This is a genomic window from Viridibacillus arvi (genome assembly GCF_001274945.1).
Taxonomy (GTDB): Bacteria; Bacillota; Bacilli; order Bacillales_A; family Planococcaceae; genus Viridibacillus; species Viridibacillus arvi.
The window spans coordinates 57337-81180 of record NZ_LILB01000001.1 but is presented as its reverse complement, the minus strand read 5'-3'; the positions used below and the strand labels follow the sequence as shown (position 1 = coordinate 81180).

Here is a 23844-nt window from a genome sequence, read left to right as displayed (position 1 = left end):
TTCCTCCTTAATTAATCTCAGCTAACTTCTTCATATTGAAAAGTTTTTCAGCAATCACCTTGCCTATTTCAGCAAGCGGTCCTGGTTGACACATATCCTTATGGCGGCAATCGATATCATGCTGTTCAATTTCCCCATGGATGAATGGGTTCCATGTTTCTGGGTGAATGGGATTAAACCAGTCCGGAATAATCGTCGATCTAAAGAACAGTACATCCCCTTTAAAGGTCTTTGGTTTATACTCACTCATAATCCGAACTGAATTCACATAGGTCTCTTTAAGGTTCAGAATCGTTTCTTCTTCTAAACTAGCCAATGCACTTCCGTCCCTACGCAGTATTTCTATGGCACTGGCATTATCCAACGGCTGGTCTCCTAGACTATCAGGATCGTATCCACCCAATGCAAGCAGCGCGATTAAAGCTTCCTCATCATCTGGTGCCTCATTTATCGGCAAGAAATGACTTGGATATGCATCGAGGATTGCGACAAGGCGAACGTCCTCTCCTTCATTTTGTAGTTGGGTTGCCATTGCATGAACGACATTGCCTCCGAGAGACCATCCCAATAGATGGTAAGGTCCTTTTGGCTGGATAGTCCGTAACTGATCTATATAGTCCGCTGCCATTTCAATCAGCGTTTTCGGTAATTGCTCTTTCTGTGATATGCCACGTGCTTGTAACCCATAGATTGGATAGTCAGGTCCTAGAGCAGTCATCAGCCCCGCATAGCACCAGCTAAGTCCACCTGCTGGATGTACACAAAATAACGGAAGTTCTACCCCATTTTCCCTAAGCGGCAGCAGGACATCCAAAGCACTTAGGCTTGTACCCATTTCAAGTCGCTCAGCGAGCCCCGCAACAGTCGGAGCCTCGAATAGGTTACCAATACTCAGCTCAACTCCAAGCGCTTCACGGATTTTGCTCATTAAATGGACAGCTAGCAACGAGTGACCACCAAGATCAAAGAATCCGTCTTCTATTCCGACATGAGGCAAATTGAGAACCTCCATAAAAAGGTCGCAAAGAATCTCTTCCTGTGGGGTTCTCGGACCGCGCCCTGATCGAATGACACCGAATTCCGGCGCTGGTAATGCCTTGCGATCCAACTTACCATTTTGTGTCAAAGGTAATTCTTCCATTTCAACAAAAGTGGAAGGAACCATATAATCAGGAAGGCCTTCAGCAACAAAGCGACGTACTTGTGTAGGATCAAAGGTCACATTCGATGCAGGTACTACATATGCGACAAGACGCTTGTCACCTGGGTTGTCTTCACGAACCATTACTGCAACTTGTTCAATATCGGAATGTTGAGCAATCGATGCTTCGATTTCACCCAACTCAATACGGAATCCGCGGATTTTAATCTGATGATCAGCACGTCCCATATAATCCAAAGATCCATCCTCGCGCCATCGAGCCAAATCTCCAGTGCGGTACATCCTGTCACCAGATAAACTGAATGGGTTCGCGACAAAACGGTCCGCCGTCAAACCTGGGCGACCCAAATAACCACGGGCTAGACCAGGTCCGGAAACATAGAGTTCCCCCACCACTCCTGACGGAACTGGTTGTAAGCTAGCATCTAACACATACACCCCCAGATCAGGTATTGCACAGCCAATGAGGCTATTTGCTTTTAGTGATGTAATATTCTGATTAAGCTCAAGATAGCTGACATGGACGGTAGTTTCCGTGATTCCATACATGTTGATTAGATATGGCGAATTCTCCGGATGACGGCTATACCAGTCCTTCAAACGACTTAGTTCAAGTGCCTCTCCACCATAGATTACGTAACGTAATGCAAGTTCCTGACCTATTGTCGGCATTTCCCGATCTGCCTGCATTAATGAATAAAATGCTGATGGGGTCTGGTTTAGTACCGTTACTCTTTCTTTTGCAAGTAGTTGTAAAAATTCCTCCGGTGACCTGCTGATTGAATGAGGAACAACAACTAGCTTGCCTCCGTTAAGTAATGCTCCCCAAATCTCCCAAACCGAAAAATCAAAAGCGTAAGAGTGGAACATGGTCCAGACATCTTCAGAATTGAATTGGTACCAATGTTCCGTTGATGCAAACAGTCTAATTACATTCTGATGGGGAACTACGACTCCTTTTGGTACACCGGTAGAACCGGAAGTATAAATAATATAAGCTGAATTTAAAGGTGATAATGATTGAATTAGATTACTATCCGTTGGATTAAGTGTAGAATGTTGTACCAATTCTTCTATCGTACTTTCTTCATCAAGTATGATTTGCCTAATATCATGCATCTCGGGAAGCTTCGTAGCTACACTCGAACTTGTTAGGACACAAGTTGGCTGAGCATCTTGAAGCATAAACGTTAATCTATCATTTGGATATTCAGGATCTAGAGGCAAATATGCGGCACCTGCCTTGAGTACAGCTATCAATCCTACAACCATTTCCAATGATCTAGGCATGGCCAATGCGACAAACTGCTCCGGCCCAATACCATTTGCAATCAGCAGATGGGCAAGCTGGTTGGCTTTTTCATTTACCGCTTCATATGTCAATGAAGCGTCCCCATATACCAATGCAATATTGTTAGGATACTTTCTCACCTGTTCTTCAAGTAGTGCAGGTATGCTCGTCTGCGCTATTTCCTCGGAACTCCCATTCCAATCCACAAGTAGTTTTTGACGCTCATCAGGTGCCAGTATATCCAAAAGTCCAATATGCTGATTCGGTTCCGAAATGGCGCCGTCCAATAGCCTTAATAAACGATATATTAACATCTCGGCGGTCTCCCGCTTAAATAGATCTGTACTATATTCAAGGAATCCGCTAATCCCATCCGGACTGCCGTTTTCAGCATGCACTTCACGGAATTCTATGGTCAAATCGAATTTCGAAGCACCTACGCTATATAACTTCAGGTTGGATTGTACCCCTGGAAACTCCAATTTAGGATCAGGTGTATTTTGCAGCGCCAACATAATCTGGAATAATGGATGCCTAGATCGGGACCGAACTGGATTCAATACTTCCACCAGACGCTCAAATGGCAAATCTTGATGCTCATAAGCATGTAAATTGACCCTTCGCACCCTGTCAAGAAGCTCTCGGAAAGTAGGGTTACCGGATGTATCCGTCCGTAAGACTAAGGTGTTGATAAACATCCCTACCAGGTCGCTTAAAGCATCATCACTTCGACCTGCTATCGGACTTCCGATCGGAATATCGTTACCTGCTCCAAGTCGAGTGAGAAGGGCAGTCAGACCGGATTGCAACACCATGAATAAGCTGACACCATTTTCACGAGCCAAATCCAATAAACGTTGATGCATTTCGGGATTTATCGAAAATTCAATCGTACCCCCTCGATAACTGGATTCCAGGGGACGTGGATAATCAGTAGACAGTTCTAATTGGTCTGGCAAGTTAGCTAATGTCTCTTTCCAGTAATCCATTTGTTCATTGGCTAAACTGTTTTCATCACTTTCACTTCCTAAAAGATTTTCCTGCCAGAGCGCATAATCTGCATACTGTACTGGCAACGGCGATAGGTTAGGCTCGACACCTTTACTTCGCGCCACATAAGCGGCGGTCAGATCGCGAGTAAGCGGTGTAAGTGACCATCCATCTCCTGCAATATGATGCAATAATAAAACCAATACATGCTTGTCAGGTGCCATTGTGAAAAGCTGGGCACAAATGGCCGGTTCTTTTGCAAGATTGAAACTGTATCTCGTAGCGATAAAAATTTCTGCTTCAAGCTCAGCCTCGTAAATGTGTGATACCAATAATTCCACATGCACCTCGGGAGAATCTAGCACATATTGATGAGCTGTACCCGATGTAACGGGAAAGATCGTTCGTAAAGCTTCATGGCGCTCGACTACATCATTAATAGCAGCTTCGAGAGCCCTGGTATCAATTTCGCCGGACAATTCAGCAACGAGCGGAATATTATACGTCGGGCTAGGTCCTTCAAGACTATGAAGGAACCATAATCGCCGTTGGGCAAAGGAAAGAGGGACCTGTTCTGGTCTATGTGCCTTTTTAACAGGCAACCTCGCACTCCTCCCATTGGAAAGCTGTTTGACAAGACCAGAAACGGTCGGTGTCTCAAACAGTTTACCAATGCCTATTTCAACTCCGAATGTATCTCTTATTCGCGCCATCAAAGTGGAGGCAAGAAGAGAGTGACCGCCTAAATTAAAGAAACTATCATCTATACCTACTCGTGAAAGACCAAGAACTTCGGCGAAAAGATCACTGACTATTTCCTCCTGCGGTGTTCTAGGAGCGCGATCAGAAACAAGTGTAGTGAGATCAGGCACGGGTAATTCCTTCCGGTTGAGCTTTCCATTTGGAGTCAATGGCAACTCATTCATCTCAACAATAGCGGATGGAACCATGTATTCCGGCAAACCACTGCCTACAAATTCCCGAATTTCCACAATATTTACTGGTGCATCTATAGAACGAACGATATAGGCAACGATGCGTTTATCCCCGGGCTGATCTTCGCGAACGATGACTGCAGCCTGTTCAATGTCAGGATGATTGGTAAGCTTTGCTTCAATTTCCCCTATTTCAATACGAAACCCTCGTATTTTAATTTGATGATCAGCCCTACTTATATAATCCAGTGAGCCCTCGCCACGCCAACGAACAAGATCGCCGGTTCGATACATACGGCTACCCTTTGAACCATAAGGATTAGCGACAAATCGCTCAGCAGTTAAATTCGGGCGACCTAAATATCCACGTGCTAGCCCTGCACCGGCAATATATAATTCACCTACAGTTCCTTTAGGAACAGGCTTCAAAGCAGCATCCAGCACATAAACCTGTGTATTCCAAATGGGCTTGCCGATAGAGGGCATACCACCCTGATTCGGTTCAAGCGTAATGGATGTGGACCATATTGTCGTTTCCGTCGGTCCGTACAGATTCGTCACTTCACATCCTAATTGGTGTAAGGCGTTGGTTAGACTGATTGAAAGTGCCTCTCCTCCTACTAGCACTCTAAGATTCTTTATCACTTCAGGATAATTCGCTACAAGTGAATGCCAAAGTGTAGGTGTGGCCTGCATGATGCTTATATCATGTTGAACGATTATCTCAGACAAAGTCCTAGGGTCTTGAACCGTTTCCTTAGTAGCTATGACACAGCTTGCCCCATTCAGAAGTGGCATGAAGATTTCCAAAACAGATATATCAAAAGCGATGGTTGTAACTGCCAATAGCCGATCTCGTTGATTTAAAGAAAATTTGCTTTGCATCGAAGTAAGGAAATTGATAAGGCTTGCCGATTGGATTACGACACCCTTTGGCTTCCCCGTAGAACCCGACGTGTAAATCATATAAGCCGGGTTAAGTGGGGACATGGTTCCATTTCTTTTTTCATCCTCCACATTTATATCTGGCTGATTCCTCAGAGCAGTAATGGTCTTTTTCTCATCCAATATGATGCGCTCCGTTCCTTCGGTAACAGATAATTTAGAAGCAATCCCTTTACTAGTTATGATTGCTGCAGGCATGGCATCATCAAGCATAAATTCGATTCGATCTGATGGATAATCTGGGTCGATAGGTAAATATGCTGCACCGGTTTTTAACACAGCCAACATGGAAATAACCATATCCATAGAACGCGTCAGAGCTATAGCCACGAATTTTTCTGGTCCCAGTCCCTTCTCCAAAAGGAGGTGCGACAGTCGATTGACTCGCTTGTTTAAATCTTTATAAGTAAGATTAGTATTTCCATCCATTATTGCTGTCAAATCAGGTGTTTTAGAAACTTGATCCTCGAACGATCCTGGTAAAAGCCCAGATGAAAGATCTTTTGCCGTTCGATTCCATTCAAGCAGGACTTGCTGGTGTTCCTCAGGAAAAAGAAGCTCAATTTCCCCAATCGATTGATTCTTCTCTGCAATCGCGACCTTTTCAAGAAAACTCAAAAAACGCGAATGATGTGTACTTAAATCTTCTATGCTATATACATCGGGGTTAGCATCTAGATCAATCCTCAGCCCTTTTCCATCAGACTTGTCGTAGATGTTAATCGACAAATCATCGACAGGACCGGTGGCTAGCTTATGTGTAATCGCCTTACTCCCTGAAAAATCGAGTCCATAATCAAAAGGCATGACATTAATTTGTGGTCCGAATAATCGCTGATTATCACCAAGCAATTTAAGGTCACGTCGCAATTCTTCATGTCGGTATTTTTGATGGCGGCGGATAGTGCGGACTTCCTTAGAAACCTGCTTCACCAACTCTTTAAAACTCATCTCTGGCTGTACAGACAACCGAAGTGGCAATAGATTCATTACCATACTAGGGATATTCAAAGAGGAAGAACCCAAGCGACCCATCATCGGTAAACTCAGGATGACCTTTTCCGAACCTGTCAAACGGTTCACATAAACAGCCGTTACTGCAATCACCACTTCATGCCAACTTCCCGAATATATATGCGCATTCGCTTTTAAGGCTTGTGTCGCGGAAGATGATAGATAACCCGTTTGACTAAGGAAGCCTTTAGAGGTCCTAGGTGCTCGATCTGCTAGGCTCATAACCTCCGGCTGATCTGCAAAACGTTCTTGCCAAAACTTACGATCAATGTCGAACTTTTCGGATTCTCGGTACGACTTATCTTCCTCAAGAAGTGAACGTAAAGGAGAAAAAGCACCTTCGTCCAAACTTTGTCCTTTTTGCAGTGCCGTGTATAGTTTGGCTACACGTTGTGATATAAGTGAGAATCCAAATGCATCCATGACAATATGGTGAATGCGTTGATACCAGAAAAAGCGGTCCGAATCCACCTTGAATAAGACCTGATTGAAGAGCGGGTCACTTTTCAGGTCAATAGGATGAGCCAAATCTTTTTTCATCCATTGTATAGCCTTCTCCTGAGAATTTTCCTCTCTACTCATATCCATGAAATTAAAAGGGAAATCAACCGATTCTCCACTGATTTGAAACGGTCCATTGTAATCCTCGCCAAAACGGACATGTAAAAACTCCGCTTCCTTAACCGCCTGCCTCAGTGCATGTTCAAAATGCTCTATATCAAACTGTCCAACAATTTCTATGTATTCCCCTGTGTTATAAATCGAGTTATCTGGCTCAAGCTGCTGAGCGAACCAGATACCGGATTGCGCGCCGGACAACGTCCAGCGCACATCTTGATCCTGAATATTAAGCACTCTGCCTTACCTCCTTCCTATTTTTAATTCAAGCTAACACCTTTTGTGAAGATAATAGTTCCCACCAGGCGGCAATCGTAGGTTTTTCAGCCATCTGCATGAAATTTATCTCTGCCCCTTTTCCTCTTAGAATTTCAACAAGGGTCATCATTCTTATCGAATCCATACCTATATCCACTATATCCTCGTTGTCACCGATATCCGATGGTGATTCACCTAGGAGTTCAGCGATTTGAATCCTTAGACCATCCAAAGTCAAACAATGCTCATCATTTTCTTGTGAGGTCCCAGCCAATACTTGCTCTCCGCTTTTCAATTGTTCAAGCAACTGAGATGTAGAAATTGTTACAGCACAGCGTTCAGCTGCATATTTAATCGCCATTTTATGTTCTTCTAATGAAAAGTCCGCTACTGCATCAGATACCAAAAATGGTTTTATATCCAGCATAAAGGCCTCACTTGCTGTCAGAAGGCAGCCAATATGTGCATATACGCCACAAATAATAAGTTGATCACGGCCTTGCTCCTTCATCATTTCGAGAAGATTTGTCCGCTTGAATGCACTATAACGCCATTTAGTAAGGACAATGTCATCCTCGCTTGGAGCAACCTCGTCAACGACTTTTGTTTGATTGATATCGTCATCAAGCCCTGGACCCCAAAAATCGGTAAGCAGTGCGCGATCCTCAGAGTTTTGATTGCCCGGTTGTGCTGTATAAACGACAGGGATGCCTAGTTCTACGCAACGACTTTTTATTGACTGTATATGCGATATCAGTTCCGTTATCGGTGATTCGGTTACTGTATAGTAATCTAGGAAGTATTGTTGCATATCATGAACAAGAAGTACCGAACGCGACGGATCTACTTTCCACGAAACTTTATTTTTTGGTAACTCGGATTCCACAGGCATTGCATACGGTGTGATAGCAGGAATAGCCATCAAATCACTCCTTCTATTGTTTTTTATTTACTTCAGCGTAATTCGATTGTTCAGTTTATCTGATATAATTTGTCGTAATGCTTTTTTACTCACTTTTCCTAAAGGCGTTTTTGGAAAAGAATTGGTAAACTCTATTCGATCAGGAATTTTAAAAGTCGCAAGTCCCCGCTCCTTCAGGAATTGTTTAAGTTCCTTTGCCGTAGGGGCCTTCTGACGCGGTATCACAAAGGCACATGATCTCTCCCCTAAATAATCATCGGACATGGAAACGATGGCTACATCATGTACCGCATCATGTGCCAAGAGATGATTTTCAACTTCCTCAGCGGCAATCTTTTCTCCGCCACGGTTGATTTGGTCCTTATCTCGGCCTTCTACAACTATATAGCCGGTAGAGGTCATACTTACTAAATCACCTGTTCGGTAGAATCCGTCCAATGTGAATGCCTTCGCATTATGCTCTTCGGCTTTGTAGTAACCACGGATGGTATAAGGGCCTCTGGTTAACAAATGCCCTACTTTTCCCTGCTCAACATCCCTGTCTTCCTCATCAACAATACGAATTTCATCATATTTCGACATCGGCCTGCCTTGAGTATTGATGATTATCTCTTCTGGATCGTTTAATCTTGTATAGTTAACTAGTCCTTCAGCCATGCCAAATACTTGTTGTAACTTACAGCCAAAAGCAGGATATATCCGACGAGCAGCTTCCGCACTAAACTTCGCTCCTCCAACCTGCAGGACTTGGAGGCTGGATAAATCATGGTCACGGGTGGATATCGCATCAAGCCACCTCAAGGCAAGGGGCGGTACAAGAGCAGTAATCGTCACGCCTTGTTTTTCAATAAGCGGAAATGCTTCGTCAGGACTAGGGCCAGATGAAAGGACCACCCTGCCTCCCGCATATAGCGTGCCAAAAATACCTGGCGAGCTCAGTGGATAGTTATGGGCGATTGGTAGCACGGCCAGATATACACTATCCTTGTCTAACTGACAAATTTCGGCGCTAACCCGCAAACTGTATATATAATCATCATGTGTTCTTGGGATCAGTTTTGATAGACCTGTACTTCCGCCGGATAATTGAAGAAAGGCAATGTCACTTGAAGCCACTTTTGCTTCAACTTTTTTAGGGGAATCAATATATAAATCCGCCAAATTCACAAATTCCTCTGCATCACCCGTGACAATAACTTTTAATTTTTCATTCTTATCTTTTGCACTTCTTGCTAGAGTACGATGATCGAAACCAGCGTGATTATCAGGGATGATGTAGGCAACCGCCTCAGCGAACTCGCAAAAATAGTTAATTTCACTGCTTCGATGTGAAGGAAGTGCAAACACAGGCAAAGCGCCTAATCTAAATAATGCAAAACAAACTTCAAAGAACTCGATTAAGTTGGGAAGCTGGACGACTACCCTGTCCATTTTCTTTATCCCCAGTTCCTGTAATCCTACAGCCAAATGATCAGCCCTATTATCCAATTCCGCATAGCTCACGTTTCTGTCTCTGCATGTAACGGCGATTCTATTACCTTGTTTCTGGGCACGATCACGCAACATTTCCCCGAAGGTTTCCCCTTTCCAACATCCCTCCCTTTTATATAAATCTGAATAATCTTTAGGCCAAGAAGAACACCCTGCTAACATTCTTTATCCCCCTACATACTTTAGTTTAATGACTTTGCATCTATTCCCATTGCACGCAGCATCGTTTGAAATTTAGCTGAAGTTTCCGCCAATTCCTCTTCTGGTTTCGATTCTGCAACTACCCCTGCCCCAGCGAATAAGCGAAGAGTTTGTTTTTCCACCTCCGCGCACCGAATGGTAACGATCCACTCGCCGTCTCCTTCTGCATTGCACCAGCCGACCATACCCGTGAAAAATCCACGATCGAACGGTTCGATTTCCTGAATGGCTACTCGGGCCAAGTCAGACGGTGAGCCACAAACGGCAGGAGTCGGATGAAGCGCGATTGCTAGCTCCAACGAGGAAGTTGCAGGATCTTCAAGCTCTCCTGTTACTTCTGTAGAAAGGTGCCACATGGTTTCGGTATGTATCACTATTGGTCTTTCTGGTACATCTATCTTTTTGAAAAATGGTCGTAGAGCTTCTGCTACGGCATGGACAACAACAGCATGTTCATGTAAATCCTTAGTGGAAGAGAGTAACTCGCTCGCTCGTCTCTTATCTTCGATTGGATCATCACTCCTTGGCCTAGAACCCGCCAAAGGGTTTGCCACAACTTCTAATCCTGTTCTTGAAACAAGCAATTCAGGACTAGCCCCAATAAGGGTTTTCGAGATTAGGGAATCCACTATTTTCGATTCCGACTGAGGTAAATCTACGGCAAAGGTATAACCATTCTTATTGTGGCATGCCAAATTTTGAAGTAACCGATTGATATTCACCGTTTCTGATGAAGTAAGGTGCAAGGATCTTGATAGTACAATTTTGTCAAGATGACCGCTTTTAATATGAGTAAGGCCCCGTTCCACACCTGCCATATATTGAGAAGGCTCCGGTACCGATTTGATTTCATAAATAGGCTTCTTCGTTTTCGTAGGCTGGTCGGTGCATTTGTCTTGCATTGGGACTGATGACCATATATTTGCGGGTACTATCAGTTGGGCATCCTTTCTATAATCGAAGGGTACGGCACCAGTTACCATTGGATTGGCATGACCTTGCTCTTTTGCAGTTTTTAATACAGCCGCCACTCGTTCTGCAAGGCTTTTCATTTGATTACGGTTCTCCTTATCACTTGGAACTGTCAGAAAGGAACCTTTTCCAAGTAATGTTTGGGAAGGCGTCGCCAGAAAAAAGTCACCTTCCTTGTAATCGTCCAACAACTCTTTTTTCAAAACAGTTGAATTCTCTCTAATCTTCATCATTTTTTAAAACCCTCCAAATTCATGTAATATTCAACCTTATAATGAACGGTCCTTGTCAAGCACCTAAAGTGGCCCCACCATCCACACATAAATTACTCATCGTAATATGGTTCGATTGATTAGATATGAAAAATAGAATGGCGTCGACTATATCCGAAGGCATAGCTATTTTGTTCAGTGGTATCCCTACTTTGAATGTCTCAGGCATCCCATTAATAACATCTTGTTCGCCAATTTCATCGTTCCACATCGACCATTGCATCTCAGTATCAGTAGATCCAGGTGAGACGATGTTACAGCGAATATTATATTTAGCCAATTCCAACCCTAAACACTTAGTAAACATGACGGCAGCTGCCTTGGAAGCAGCATACGCAGCTAATGAAATTCTTGGGACGCTTGCTGCATTTGAACCCACAGTGACAATCGAACCTCTTTTTCTAGTTATCATGTATTTGCTCACTGAACGGGAGACATTAAAAACACCAGTGGAATTGACAGCAAAGGTTTTTGCCCAATCTTGGTCACTAAATGATTCGATCATTCCTGTACACAACACACCTGCTACATTGACCAGTATCTCTATTGGACCAATATCACGTTCAATTTCATCAACTATGCTAATGATTGCGTGACTATCACTTACATCCGCTGGAAAGGCATATACGTCCAACCTTTGAGACTTCAATTCATTTACGTAGCCATTTAGCTTTTCGGCATTATAATCAATTGCCGCCACCATCATACCCCGCGTTGCTAAAGCCTGGACGACTGCTGCACCGATACCTTGAGCACCGCCCGTTACAAGTGCAACTTTCCCACTACATTCTAAAAAGTCCACACTGACACTTCCTTTCCTAATCCAAAAGTTCAATTTATAGTAGCCCAATTACCATCTCCCTCATAAACGGGAGATTCATGACTTAATCCATTAACTATTACTGTAAATTGCAATATCCTAAATAATAATGATAATCATTATCAATTGGAACATACAGGTAATGATATATATTAAATAGTTAATGGTCAAGTACAATCCAGTGATTCACTAATAAAGTCCTATTATTTACCAGATTTGTTCCCTTCAAAGGAAAGCGTAAGGACTTTTTAATCAAAAGTGGCAAAATAGAAAGGTGCACATCCAATAAATGTATTGATAACTCCTGCGCATTTTCATTCATGTGCGCATTACGGGTGCCTTCTTGCCCCCCTACTCCTAGCAATAAGAAAATATCCCCATCGCCTTGATTCAACAGGGAAAGAAACCTCTTCCTCCTCAATTTATTTTTCCTTCTTCTTCAACTAAATAGCACTTTTCTGGAGTAACATGATTGGAATTTAACTAAATTAACAAAACCCAAAAAAGAAAAACCCTGTTTAAATTAATACAGGATTTTACTAGTATCTATAGTGATGATATAGCTGATTATTGTGAATTGCAGAATAAACACGAAGATGGAGTATGGAGATAGTAAATCTGCACATTATGAGTCTATTACTACTAATACTAAGTACAAAATAACCTATCTCAACTTGTGGAAAAACTAAGACTCTGTTCTTCTGCAAGACAATTATTTGTGAAATTAGTGGATTCTGAAAGTCCTTCTTTGTTGTACGAAAATAAAAAAGCGAGGGTATATATCCCTCGCTAATTGATGAAAATAAAAATATTTTTTCGTACTTTTTTTTCAAAAAGAACCGGCTGCTATTTATAGACTTCCGGTTCTTCAAAAATGAATACCTTCCTGCCCCTTTAGTTTAATATCACTTCTATTTAATTAATCAAAAACCTTTAAACGCAACGAATAAAATGAATAACGAAGTACATAAATAGAAGACACCCCACAATAAACTCTGTGTTCTTTTATATTCTCGTAATCCTATTATAAGTAACATTACACTCATAAGTATTAACATCAATGGTAGTAAGTTGTAGTTTTCCGTAACCTTACTGTAAATACTAATTAACATAACAAGGATTGAAAAAATTATTTGAAATAACATTAAAATATCAAACTTTTTTGCTGCCATTTTTATAACCCCCAACTAATAATCTGCCACCTTCAAAAGGTATCTTTTTTATACATAACTGCTTCTTTAGTTGTATAGCAACTTTTAGAAAACATCCTTTATCAAAACTTCCTTTTGTTTAACTAATCGACTATAGAAATACTCTTTCTCTTTGCTTACATCCAAATTATAACATTTCCCATTCAACTCCCCCCCATTAGGTGAATAAAAAAAGCTGTCTGAACAGCTCAAAGTTTTTCTACTAAAGCACCAGTTAGTTTAAAAATGTAAATGGAAACAAAAAATAAATAATGCAAGGATGGACATTATCCCATTTATTTTCCGAGAATCACTATTTTGTATGATGAACTGCAGATATTAGACCGTACTTACGTAGAAAGTGACAATATCGTAACTTCTTCGTTTAATTTGTAACTCTAATCGAAGGCTACTACTTTTTATTTCTTATAAAATGTAAGAAAGAAGAAAATAAGGAGGAATTCTACTATGAAAGCATTAAAGATAGCAATTGGAACGCTGATTGTAGCAGTTATTATAATATTGTTTATGTCTCTTTTGGTTAAAAACGAGCTTGCGGATATGTTAAACCCTTTTATTCATCAAAAGGATGTTTTTGTAAAGATTGATCAAATTGGAAAAACGATTGATCAAAAAACATACGAGTATACCTTAGACGGAATTAATGAAGATGGCAAGAAAATAAAGATTACTTTCACTGCCGGTAAACAATTACGTGAGGGAGCATACTTAAAAGTTGATACAAAGAGAACTTATGTGAAAGCCTGGGAAGAAGTGCAGCTGAATGATACTCCCTCCATTATCCGAGACAAGCTCAAATAAGACTTATGGAACCGTTTTTTTCTAGAGGGACCTATAATGTGCGAAATGCGAAGAAACTTACTGTGTTTCAATGAAATTATCAAAATGAAACTTTTAGAACTTTCTTTCGTAAATATTTAAATAAGACTTCTATGGAGGTGTCCACATGAAAGATATATTTAAAGGTATCCTAACACTTATCTTAGCCTTAGCTATATGGGATGGAGTCAAATACATATGGAGTCTTCTTGCTTAAACACCGATTAAATAGCCATTCTTTGGTTATTTTTTCTGTTTAAATATATGTTTTCAATTATCTATTTCATTTAATGTTTCTAAACAATTTGGTAGTCTGCACTTCTATTTCGCAATTTCAATCAATAGGTAATAATGATATACCATTAAGTAATGAGATTAAACTAATCAAAAATTTAGTTTAGGGCTTATGTTTAACTATTCGGCCCTCGAAAATTAAACTTATTATTTTAAAATTTATTTTAAAATCAAACTTTCTAATATAATATTTCTTAAGTACTTTTCTCTTTTTTCTTCTCCACTTGTAGTTATTAGATTTGCTTGCCCACTCTTAAACTGCATGAATGGATATCCATCTTTTTCATCACAAGGTATCCATTCAGATAAACTTTCCTTATTTGGATTTCCAGTTTTAATGAATCTAGACCAATAATCTGTAATAACATCCATCATCCCCCAGTCCTGTTCTCTCCATTCTCTATGAGCTCTCCCGGGCTTTAGAGAACCCATTGTAAACCATAAATCTCCAGAGTGATAGGCTCCATAAAAATCTTCATTTTTACCTGGAGCTACATGAGCAAAGGAATAAACATAAGGTTTTTTAGCCACTTGGTTCAGCCCGGCTGATAATAACAATCTCTGTAACCCATCATCACTGAAGGCACGTAAAAAAGAAGCATAGCTTTCTTCTTTTGTTGAAGTTGGGTAAAGAGACAGGATGTCCTCTCCATACATCCCTTTAAGTTTTGTAATTAATATCTCATTTGAAGTTGGGATTTCTGTAGAATTAACTGCCATCAAGGATGTCATTTCATCTGTAGTTCCACCCATAATAATATCTATACCTTCAATATTTCTCTGATTCATAAGGTCAATAGACTCCTCATTGAACACATAACCATCAAGTACCGTTCCTTGTATTCTGTCAGCTAAGTCTTCCAAAATAGTTGCGGACTGCATTACTCCCTTTTCAACATTTTTAGCAACTGGCGGTTTCAAGAATTCCTCCATTTCCATTTCCCGAAGCTCCTTCAACGTAACATCGCGACCAAACGATTCACGAATAGCTTCTTTTGAAAGAGAGACAGCTTCTTCTACTGTAGGAAATGGTTCTCTCATTCCAAGTACTTTTCCCATAGCGCCTGGGTCATTTAGGAGTCCAGTTAATCCACTTTGAATGATAGCGCGTTGGAAAAGACCTTTTGCAAGTGGTGAACGTAGGAGATTCATAACCTGCATAGCACCTGCAGATTGCCCACCAATAGTAACTTTATTTTTATCCCCACCAAAAGCTTCGATATTTTCTTGAACCCATTGCAATGCAAATATATTATCAAGTACAGCGTAGTTACCACACACACCATGCTCATTTTCTTCACACAGTTCAGGTAACGTCAACCATCCAAGGAAACCTAATCGATATTGAACTAATACAACGATAACACCTTTTGCAGCTAGTTTTGTTGCATCAAATTTAATATCAGATGCACTACCATAATTACCTGCACCACCATGAATCCAAACATATATAGGTAACTTTCTTCCATCTTGTACTTCTGGTTGATAAATATTTACTACTAGACCGTTTTCACTTATTGATGGTCTATATTCTGAAGCATAGTTAAATTCACTATACCAAAATGTTCCTTGGCAATTTGGATCTGGATTTTGCAAAAAACGATCTCCATAATGATCACAGCCTCTTATACCCTCCCAAGATTCTGGAGGCTGAGGAGCACGAAATCTATTTTCTTTCCCCGTGTCTGCACCAATTGGTACCCCTTTAAATACAGTTACACCTTGCGTATCTGATGGTATTCCGATTACTTTTCCATAGCGTGTTTGAATAACTTCACCGTTCATTCTTACTCCTCCAATTTATTTACTATTATTATTTTTTTAAAATTGATACAAAGTTTTTAATGAATTTGGATAGAACAATACAAACACATACCTTGTTTTTTTCTTTATCATTTACTATTTAATAAAGCACTGTTCTATCTATTACGCCCGAATATATACTAAATCACAAGGTACAAGAAGTTTTGAAACTTTAGTATATTTATGTATTACGGTTATACCTTAATTTCTTCTATTCTTTCAATATAGTTCACAACCGAATTATATACGTAAAGAAGTTTTCACTATTTTCTTTATCATTTTTCTCATTACCCGAGTCATTACTTCTTTAAACAGTAAACTTACCACCTATATACTTAGAAAAGTTAGTTTTTTTATAATGATACTTATCAAAATACCAATATGCGTTTTTATCTCATCACTCATTACTGAAAAGAAATTGCGTAGCAAAAAATAAATAATTGTAAGAGTACAACCATTAGCCATTTTGATTCATCAGAATACACACATACAGAAAGACATTATGTTTTCGTGGCATTTTGAGGTGATATAGGGCATACCTTCTTTACGGGAGGGATTATTTGTTAAAAAGGATATTGATTATTGCTGGAATACTTATAGTGGGAATAGCCTCATTTAGCCTGTTATATAAACCTTTAGAAGTTGATACTTCTGTACCAACTAAAGAGAAACAAGAACCTTTAGCTACTAAAGAAGAAGTACTCAATATAACTACCTTGAAAAGAGTAAGTGAAAAACTACATGAAAAATACGAGGGGTTTGTTGTAAAAATGAATTCAAATAAAGAATTGTTGATACAAGTTGAAGGAAAGGAAGAATATTTTAATTCGGTTAAAAAGGAAATGGAGTCCATTGTAAAAAGTATAATTAAATCCTCCACATTAAAAGACTATACAATTATTGTAGAGAGACTGTAAGTGGAGAGACAATTAATCGCATGCTAAATAAACTTAAGGAGAAAACTCGTTTTGATAGACTGATTAGGAATGGGTCTAAAGTAGCAAGAACTTTATATTCTGTCTGTACTTCTTTTAAAACTATTGATTAAAAAAGAAGTATTTGTTAATTGAAATAGCACATAAACCCCTAAAAGTGTTGTCTCCCCTTAACTTCCATTCAAATCTGTAATGCGTGAGATGCTTATCCTTTAGTTAAAGAGATAATTTTTGAAGCATTAAGAAGTGCCTCTTTATATTTTTGAAGTTGCTGTTCATTATAGCAACCACTTATGATGAAGAATTCTGCTTTTTATTAATAAATATATTTTTTAATAAAGAGACTAACAACCTAATTAATAAAATGTAAATAAATCCTTGGCAAAAACTTAGACATAAGACAAATACATATCGCCCAAAATCTTCAGCTTCAGTTACGCTTAAGTATTGCAATTGCCAATCAAAAAAATATTATAGTAACTCACTCCAATATAACTTAGGAATATTGACAATATGACCTTTAATTAACATTGATTCACACCCTTTTCTGTTTTCTCGATCGATCCTAGAATTATTCTTCATACATCAAATTACTTCTTCGTCTTCAAAAAATTTAATCAGCTAATTCAGCCAACGCTTCCCGCAACATACTAAAATTAGCTATCAATTTCTATTCAATCGACTTAATATAAATTACTTTTCATTTATCCATACCAATCATATAATTAAAAGACTAGTTGAAAAGGAGATTAAAAAATGAAAAGTAATATTTTGCACCAACGGCAAAAAGAGCATAATAAACGGGTATTAGATTTCCACAAAAATCACGCTTTAGAAATAGCACGTGGCGAGAATGGTAATGGTATGTTAGCTAAATGGGAAAGATTTGTCTACAACAAAGGTAAAGCTTTTTTTAAAGCTATCAAATAAACTTTTACAAGTAACTGTGCTTTTTAGGGCAGTTCTTTTTTTGTTGTAGGTGTAAAAATCATTACACTGTTAAGGTCAAATATGCCCCAAAAAAGAATTGTCGAATTAATAAACTAAATGTAAAGCTTAGGAAGGTAATATTACCCTTGTACCAGAAATTCGCGTAGAATAGGCTAAAGTCTCAATCATAAGAATAAAGCTTACTCGTAATTAATTCCAAACACACTCCTCCAATATTTTTTATTTCCATTAAATTAGAAAAATCACCTCAAAGAAAAACCAAAGAGGTGATTTAATAAAACTGCTCAATATTTTTTTAGTCCCCACCGCCACAAGAAGATCCTGAATCAGAAGAATCCGAACTTGCTGAAGAACTTCCACATGAATTAGATGAATCACCAAATACGGAGGCAAAAAAACCTGTATTTGTTACTTCATTATTGCTACCAGCTAGTGAATAATCAGCTTCTTTCTTTAGGCTAATACTTTTATTTTCTTTACGTTTTTTATTGAATGGCCACATAAGAGACACTCCTTAAAAATGAATTCTTCCTATATTAAACTAGCTAATATCTTCTATATAAGGACCAGAAATTGAGATTTTCAAAAGGATTTCTGTGAGCTCTTCTGGCGTATACCTATCAAGGTCTGCTAACCACGAGATGATTACTTCTAAAAATGCACCGGTAGCATACTGAATCAGTATATCTTTAGGTACTATTACTGTCATACCTGATTCTTGTGCCGCTCCTATACCTTCTTCTACAAAAGAACGAATAATACGCTTAAATTCTTTCGCAAATTTTGTCTTACGATTTTGTAATAAGAACCTTTCATAAAAAGAATGATTATCCTTAATGTGTTTAAATAAGGACACCATGTTTTCAGGTAAGTTGGTTGAACTTAAATCGCGAATGGCCATTTTTTGCTGAACTGCAATATGTGATGTTAAATCATTTAACATCTCTTCAGAAAATTTATCCATTAGTTCATTAATAGACGAATAATGTTTGTAAAATGTCGGACGTGTAATATTAGCACTTTCACAGAGTGTTTTAATAGAAATAGTTTCTGAAGAAGTGAGCATATTAAAGTATGCATTTTTAATACTTTCTAAGCTTCTTATTTCTCTTGGATCCAATCCTTCTTTCATTAGTCGCAATACCCCCGATCAATGTACGTATTCCAATATTATACAAAAAATAATATGAAAAAGCGAAATAACTTAATTCAAACAAAATTACTCATAAAAAAAAGAGCTGACTTTGAATAATCAGCCCTTTTCTATCAAATTAAAGATTAAAGTGCAGTCCATCCACCATCGATAACAAGTTCTGAACCAGTAACAAAACGTGCCTCATCACTCGCTAAGAATAATACACCGTACGCAACATCTTCTGGGTTACCCATATAAGGAAGTTGAGTATGTGCTTCATAATAAGGCATAGCAGGTCCCATATGTGGCTCTGTCATTGGAGTAACGATAATTCCCGGGTGTACTGAGTTTACACGAACTTTATCTTTACCGTATTCAATTGCAGCAGCTTTTGATAATACACGCAATGCTCCTTTAGAAGCTGTGTAAGGGCTTGAGCCTGCCATCCCCACAAGTCCACCAATAGAAGAAATATTAACAACTGAACCACTGCCGTTTTTCTGCATTTCAGGAACAGCATATTTCATACCAAGTACACAGCTATTTAAGTTAATATCCATTACTCTATTCCATTCAGACATCTCGATATTAGCAATTACACTCGTGCAAGACACACCAGCATTATTAACAAGAATATTTACTTTACCGAATTTCTCAACAGTTAAAGCTACAACTTCTTTCCATTGTTCTTCTGAAGTTACATCATGCTTAAATGCAATTGCCTGACCGCCAGCTGCATTAATTGCTTCAACTACTTCATTTAAAAGTTCTTCTTGAATATCAGTAGCAACTACACATGCTCCTTCTTTAGCGAATAACTCACATTCTTTAGCACCCATACCTGATGCTGCACCTGTAATAATTGCCACTTTACCGCTTAAACGTCCCATATAAAAGACCTCCAATTAATATGTAATTAAACAAACTATTTTACACAATGAAAAATAGTTTCCGCTATCTTTATAACACGAATTTTCTGAAATAGCAAATAAGGGTATTTTTGAATACCATAATAACTAACCTAGAAAATGAAGGACCTATATAAATGGTTGAATTATACATAAGTATTTTAGATAATTCGTTGTTAATAGAAAGAGTTCAGTCCTAGTCGTTGAAACTGTCGCACTATTAATAGTAACTCTTCATTCAATTTTATTAATAAGCAATCAAAATCATCGTTTTTTATTTTCCATTTCGGCAAAAAATCAAATTACATATAAGTAAAAATATTCAATTTATCACTTGCTAATTTTTAGCTATTTATCCATCTTTCAAAAATAAAAATATCCATTTATACACCATTGCAAACTAGTATTTTACCCCGGAAAATTAAATAGGTCTAAACTCACATTTTACAAATATATTTCATCTATTATTCTATCTATTAAATTTGCTGATAAAAAAGCCATAATCACATACACACCAACGTTTATATTATATTTCAAATATTTCAGTACTGCGAAAAAGTTATTGAAATCAATAGATCTAAGTACGGCTATCATTTGAAATGAAGTTTAGTAAACGATATAGTAATAAAGTAAACACTCTATTTTGCCCATAAAAAAATCCCTTATTTGATGTTGTTTTTCCCCTTTTTTCTTTACCCTCATCATCAACACATATCAATAATTGGTAAAAATATGAGTAAAGCAAGCATAAATATAATGACTAATTTCCATTTACTTTATTAAACAATTGGAAATTCAAGTAAGAAGGATTGATTTGGTCAACTTCGCACATGATAAATCAATAACTTCTTATTTATTTTTCAAGATAATTAAATTTAATAATCGTTATTTCATGACTGCTTCTGTTTTCAAAAAGAATATTAAGAACGAGGTGTTTAAATGGATCCTTTTGTAGAAGTAAGAAACGTATCAAAGATTTTTGGTAAGTCTCCCAAAGCAGCACTGGAGCTTTTAGAATTAGGTCGTTCTAAAAAAGAAATTTTGAAAGAGACTGGACAAACATTAGGTGTAAATAAAGTGAACTTTAGTATTTACCCTGGAGAGATCTTCGTAATTATGGGCTTGTCTGGTAGTGGTAAATCTACGTTAATCCGAATGTTTAATCGTCTGATTGCCCCAACCATTGGTGAGATCCTAATTGATAATGAAGATATTGTAAAAATGAGTGCTTCCCGTCTGAGAGAAGTAAGACAACAGAAAATTAGTATGGTATTTCAAAACTTTGCTCTTTTCCCCCACAAAACAATTTTAGAAAACACTGAATTTGGGCTTGAGATCCAAAAGAAACCTATAAAAGATCGACGTGAGAAGGCTATGCAAGCTTTAGAAATCGTTGGACTTAAAGGGTATGAGCATCAATTACCTTCACAACTAAGCGGTGGTATGCAACAAAGGGTAGGTCTTGCTCGCGCACTTGCTAGTGACACCGATATCTTGCTGATGGATGAGGCATTTAGTGCACTAGATCCATTAATCCGTAAAGACATGCAAGATGAACTACTTGAGATTCAGGAGAATTTCAAAAAAACGATTATCTTTATTACACATGATTTAGACGAAGCACTAAGAATTGGTGACCGTATTGCTTTAATGAAAGACGGTAGCATCATCCAACTTGGTACACCGGAACAAATCATGATGAACCCAGCAAATGAATTTGTTGAAAAATTCGTTGAAGATGTCGATTTATCTAAAGTCTTAACAGCTTCACATATTATGAAACGACCAGAGAAAATCGGTGTCGATAGAGGTCCACGTGTTGCTCTAGAGATCATGCGTAAAGAAGGTTATTCAAGTATATTTGTAGTGGATCGTAAGCAAAAATTACTTGGGGCTATCTCTGCCGAACAAGCACGCCAAGCAATTGATCAAAACTTATCAATATCAGAAGTCATGACAACCGAAGTACCAACAGTACCTGAAGATGCACTCCTTGTTGACTTAATGGATGTTATGGCAACCTCCGCACTTCCAATATCAGTCGTAGATGATAAACACAGAATCAAAGGAATTGTTATTCGCGGAGCTGTCATAGGTGCATTAGCTGGTAACAAAGATTCCTTGAACGATTTGGAGAGTGAGTAAACGATGAATATGACAAAAATTCCATTAGGTGAATGGGTAGATTCTTTAGTAGATTGGATCACAGTCACGTTTGCTGCACTGTTTTCATTCTTTACAAATTTAATCGATGGACTGTTAAATATAATTGTTGACGTATTAAGTGTAGGTCCCCCGATTGTTTTAATTATTGTGTTAGCCTTACTAGTCGGCTACACCAGTAAATGGCCATTAGGTATATTTACTGTAGTGAGTTTGTTATTAGTTGATAACTTAGGTTATTGGGATTCAACGATTCAAACTTTAGCGATTGTGTTAGTATCAGGATTCTTTATCATTTTACTTGGTATTCCTATCGGTATATGGTGTGCCCAAAATAAAACTGTACAAAATATCGTTACACCTATTTTAGACTTTATGCAGACAATGCCTGCATTTGTTTATCTTATTCCTTCGATACTATTTTTCGGAATTGGTGTAGTGCCAGGTATTGTTGCATCATTTATTTTCGCGATTGCGCCTGCTATAAGAATGACGAATCTCGGTATTCAAGAAGTACCAAAAGATTTGATTGAAGCCTCAGATGCATTCGGCTCAACATCTAGTCAAAAATTATTTAAAGTTCAATTACCTTTAGCAACACCAACCATATTAGCAGGTATTAACCAAAGTATTATGCTTGCCCTATCAATGGTTGTTACTGCTTCATTAGTAGGTGCGCCTGGACTTGGTGCAGATGTTTACCGTGCGGTGAGTCAGATAAATGTTGGACAAGGTTTTGAAGCAGGTCTTTCTATTGTGTTCATTGCCATCATTTTAGACCGCATTACGCAAAACATCCGTAAACCTGCATATGAAAAACTTGTAAGTCGTAAAATCGTCCTTAGTATCGTCGGTATCCTCATTGTAGTTGCTGCATTATTTAATACATTTACAAAAGAGGACACTATTAAAGGTACTGGTTCTGCAATTGGTGAATCGACAAATTATAAAATTATTGGTATTGAACCTGGCGCTGGACTAATGGCACAAGCAAAAACGGCGATGAAAGATTATAAATTAGATAATTGGACGCTTGTTGAAGGTTCTTCTGCCGCAATGGTTGCTGAATTGAAAAAAGCATATTCAAAGAAAGAACCAATTATTATTACAGGTTGGTCTCCACACTGGATGTTTGCTTCCTTCGATTTAAAATATCTCGATGATCCTAATGGGACATTTGGTGGCGCAGAAGAAATTAATACACTCGTACGAAAAGGATTAAAAGAAGATGCTCCAGGTGCATATACAATACTTGATCAATTCTCTTGGGACACAAGTGATATGGAGAAAGTAATGGTAGATGTATCAGGTGGTATGGATCCAAAAGAAGCAGCTGACAAATGGATTAAAGCAAATACTGATAAAGTAGCTAAATGGACGAAAGGAGCACAAGCGGGTAATGGCGAAGAGATCAAACTCGTTTATGTTGCTTGGGACACTGAAATTGCTAGTACAAATGTCATTGCGAAAGTACTTGAGCAAAACGGCTATAAAGTAAAATTGAGCCAAGTTGAGGTTGGCCCGATGTTTGCAGGTGTTGCAAACGGAAGTGTTGATGCAATGGTGGCAGCATGGTTACCAAGTACACACAAAGATTATTATGAATCATACAAAAAAGATTTAGTTAATTTAGGACCAAACTTAAAAGGAACAAAAAATGGTATTGTAGTTCCTAAATATGTAGATATTGATTCGATTGAAGATTTAAAATAGAAGAAAACGAACCCAAAATAG

Annotated in this window: 16 protein-coding genes; 5 read left to right on the top strand and 11 right to left on the bottom strand. The window is 38.4% G+C overall.

Features of this window, described 5'->3' with window-relative positions:
• Window positions 1-7 precede the first annotated feature (7 nt).
• From AMD00_RS00370 to AMD00_RS24225, 7 genes are all read right to left on the bottom strand, one after another.
• A complete protein-coding gene (locus AMD00_RS00370; RefSeq protein ID WP_407701107.1) occupies window positions 8-7192 on the bottom strand; it encodes an amino acid adenylation domain-containing protein in 7185 nt (2394 codons plus the stop codon).
• 28 nt (window positions 7193-7220) lie between these two features.
• The gene (locus tag AMD00_RS00365; protein WP_053415126.1) at window positions 7221-8135 is read right to left on the bottom strand and encodes an isochorismatase; all 915 of its coding nucleotides are present in this window, start codon (window positions 8133-8135) and stop codon (window positions 7221-7223) included.
• Between the two features lie 27 nt (window positions 8136-8162).
• Window positions 8163-9788, bottom strand: coding sequence for a (2,3-dihydroxybenzoyl)adenylate synthase (locus AMD00_RS00360; RefSeq protein WP_053415125.1), 1626 nt, complete (start codon window positions 9786-9788; stop codon window positions 8163-8165).
• A 20-nt stretch (window positions 9789-9808) separates the two neighbouring features.
• Complete coding sequence (gene dhbC, locus AMD00_RS00355; RefSeq protein WP_083446164.1) at window positions 9809-11029, bottom strand: isochorismate synthase DhbC; 1221 nt, start codon at window positions 11027-11029, stop codon at window positions 9809-9811.
• A gap of 58 nt (window positions 11030-11087) precedes the next feature.
• Window positions 11088-11873 carry a 2,3-dihydro-2,3-dihydroxybenzoate dehydrogenase gene (locus tag AMD00_RS00350; RefSeq protein WP_053416731.1) on the bottom strand — a complete coding sequence of 262 codons (786 nt, stop codon included), beginning with the start codon at window positions 11871-11873 and terminating at the stop codon, window positions 11088-11090.
• Between the two features lie 178 nt (window positions 11874-12051).
• Entirely contained in the window at window positions 12052-12285 is a 234-nt protein-coding gene (locus AMD00_RS00345) for a hypothetical protein (RefSeq protein WP_053415124.1), read from the bottom strand.
• Between the two features lie 529 nt (window positions 12286-12814).
• On the bottom strand, window positions 12815-12937 hold the full coding sequence (locus tag AMD00_RS24225; protein WP_227752144.1) for a DUF3953 domain-containing protein: 123 nt from the start codon (window positions 12935-12937) through the stop codon (window positions 12815-12817).
• A 612-nt stretch (window positions 12938-13549) separates the two neighbouring features.
• On the opposite strand from AMD00_RS24225, the gene AMD00_RS00335 reads away from it, so the two are divergent.
• Window positions 13550-13903 carry a YxeA family protein gene (locus AMD00_RS00335; RefSeq protein WP_053415122.1) on the top strand — a complete coding sequence of 118 codons (354 nt, stop codon included), beginning with the start codon at window positions 13550-13552 and terminating at the stop codon, window positions 13901-13903.
• Window positions 13904-14374: 471 nt separating this feature from the next.
• Here the strand turns inward: AMD00_RS00335 and AMD00_RS00330 are convergent, their stop codons facing one another.
• Entirely contained in the window at window positions 14375-16000 is a 1626-nt protein-coding gene (locus tag AMD00_RS00330; RefSeq protein WP_053415121.1) for a carboxylesterase/lipase family protein, read from the bottom strand.
• A gap of 578 nt (window positions 16001-16578) precedes the next feature.
• Here AMD00_RS00330 and AMD00_RS00325 point away from each other — a divergent pair.
• Together AMD00_RS00325 and AMD00_RS23360 are read left to right on the top strand one after the other, a co-directional pair.
• Window positions 16579-16935 (top strand): hypothetical protein, encoded by a 357-nt coding sequence (locus AMD00_RS00325; protein WP_053415120.1) that lies wholly within the window; start codon window positions 16579-16581, stop codon window positions 16933-16935.
• 774 nt (window positions 16936-17709) lie between these two features.
• Window positions 17710-17883: a hypothetical protein gene (locus AMD00_RS23360; RefSeq protein WP_169786283.1), complete on the top strand. Its 174-nt coding sequence runs from the start codon at window positions 17710-17712 to the stop codon at window positions 17881-17883.
• 316 nt (window positions 17884-18199) lie between these two features.
• Here AMD00_RS23360 and AMD00_RS00320 read toward each other — a convergent pair whose 3' ends face one another.
• The 3 genes from AMD00_RS00320 to AMD00_RS00310 all read right to left on the bottom strand — a co-directional run bounded on the left by AMD00_RS00320 (window position 18200) and on the right by AMD00_RS00310 (window position 19929).
• Window positions 18200-18406: a hypothetical protein gene (locus AMD00_RS00320; protein WP_053415119.1), complete on the bottom strand. Its 207-nt coding sequence runs from the start codon at window positions 18404-18406 to the stop codon at window positions 18200-18202.
• Between the two features lie 39 nt (window positions 18407-18445).
• Window positions 18446-19036, bottom strand: a complete 591-nt coding sequence (locus AMD00_RS00315; RefSeq protein WP_053415118.1) for a TetR-like C-terminal domain-containing protein — start codon at window positions 19034-19036, stop codon at window positions 18446-18448.
• Between the two features lie 146 nt (window positions 19037-19182).
• Window positions 19183-19929, bottom strand: a complete 747-nt coding sequence (locus tag AMD00_RS00310; protein ID WP_053415117.1) for an SDR family NAD(P)-dependent oxidoreductase — start codon at window positions 19927-19929, stop codon at window positions 19183-19185.
• Window positions 19930-20886: 957 nt separating this feature from the next.
• Here AMD00_RS00310 and AMD00_RS00305 point away from each other — a divergent pair.
• Both AMD00_RS00305 and AMD00_RS24080 read left to right on the top strand, forming a co-directional pair.
• Window positions 20887-22092, top strand: a complete 1206-nt coding sequence (locus AMD00_RS00305; protein ID WP_053415116.1) for a quaternary amine ABC transporter ATP-binding protein — start codon at window positions 20887-20889, stop codon at window positions 22090-22092.
• Window positions 22093-22095: 3 nt separating this feature from the next.
• A complete protein-coding gene (locus AMD00_RS24080) occupies window positions 22096-23823 on the top strand; it encodes a glycine betaine ABC transporter substrate-binding protein (RefSeq protein ID WP_053415115.1) in 1728 nt (575 codons plus the stop codon).
• Window positions 23824-23844 lie beyond the last annotated feature (21 nt).

Excerpts from the sequence above, each read along its gene's own strand:
- AMD00_RS00365 (WP_053415126.1), bottom strand. The coding sequence starts at position 8,135 with ATGGCTATTCCTGCTATCACACCGTATGCAATGCCTGTGGAATCCGAG.
- dhbC (WP_083446164.1), bottom strand. The coding sequence starts at position 11,029 with ATGAAGATTAGAGAGAATTCAACTGTTTTGAAAAAAGAGTTGTTGGAC.
- AMD00_RS00315 (WP_053415118.1), bottom strand. The coding sequence starts at position 19,036 with ATGAAAGAAGGATTGGATCCAAGAGAAATAAGAAGCTTAGAAAGTATT.
- AMD00_RS00310 (WP_053415117.1), bottom strand. The coding sequence starts at position 19,929 with ATGGGACGTTTAAGCGGTAAAGTGGCAATTATTACAGGTGCAGCATCA.
- AMD00_RS00360 (WP_053415125.1), bottom strand. The coding sequence starts at position 9,788 with ATGTTAGCAGGGTGTTCTTCTTGGCCTAAAGATTATTCAGATTTATAT.
- AMD00_RS24225 (WP_227752144.1), bottom strand. The coding sequence starts at position 12,937 with ATGAGTGTAATGTTACTTATAATAGGATTACGAGAATATAAAAGAACA.
- AMD00_RS00320 (WP_053415119.1), bottom strand. The coding sequence starts at position 18,406 with ATGTGGCCATTCAATAAAAAACGTAAAGAAAATAAAAGTATTAGCCTA.
- AMD00_RS00335 (WP_053415122.1), top strand. The coding sequence starts at position 13,550 with ATGAAAGCATTAAAGATAGCAATTGGAACGCTGATTGTAGCAGTTATT.
- AMD00_RS00305 (WP_053415116.1), top strand. The coding sequence starts at position 20,887 with ATGGATCCTTTTGTAGAAGTAAGAAACGTATCAAAGATTTTTGGTAAG.
- AMD00_RS00330 (WP_053415121.1), bottom strand. The coding sequence starts at position 16,000 with ATGAACGGTGAAGTTATTCAAACACGCTATGGAAAAGTAATCGGAATA.
- AMD00_RS23360 (WP_169786283.1), top strand. The coding sequence starts at position 17,710 with ATGAAAAGTAATATTTTGCACCAACGGCAAAAAGAGCATAATAAACGG.
- AMD00_RS24080 (WP_053415115.1), top strand. The coding sequence starts at position 22,096 with ATGAATATGACAAAAATTCCATTAGGTGAATGGGTAGATTCTTTAGTA.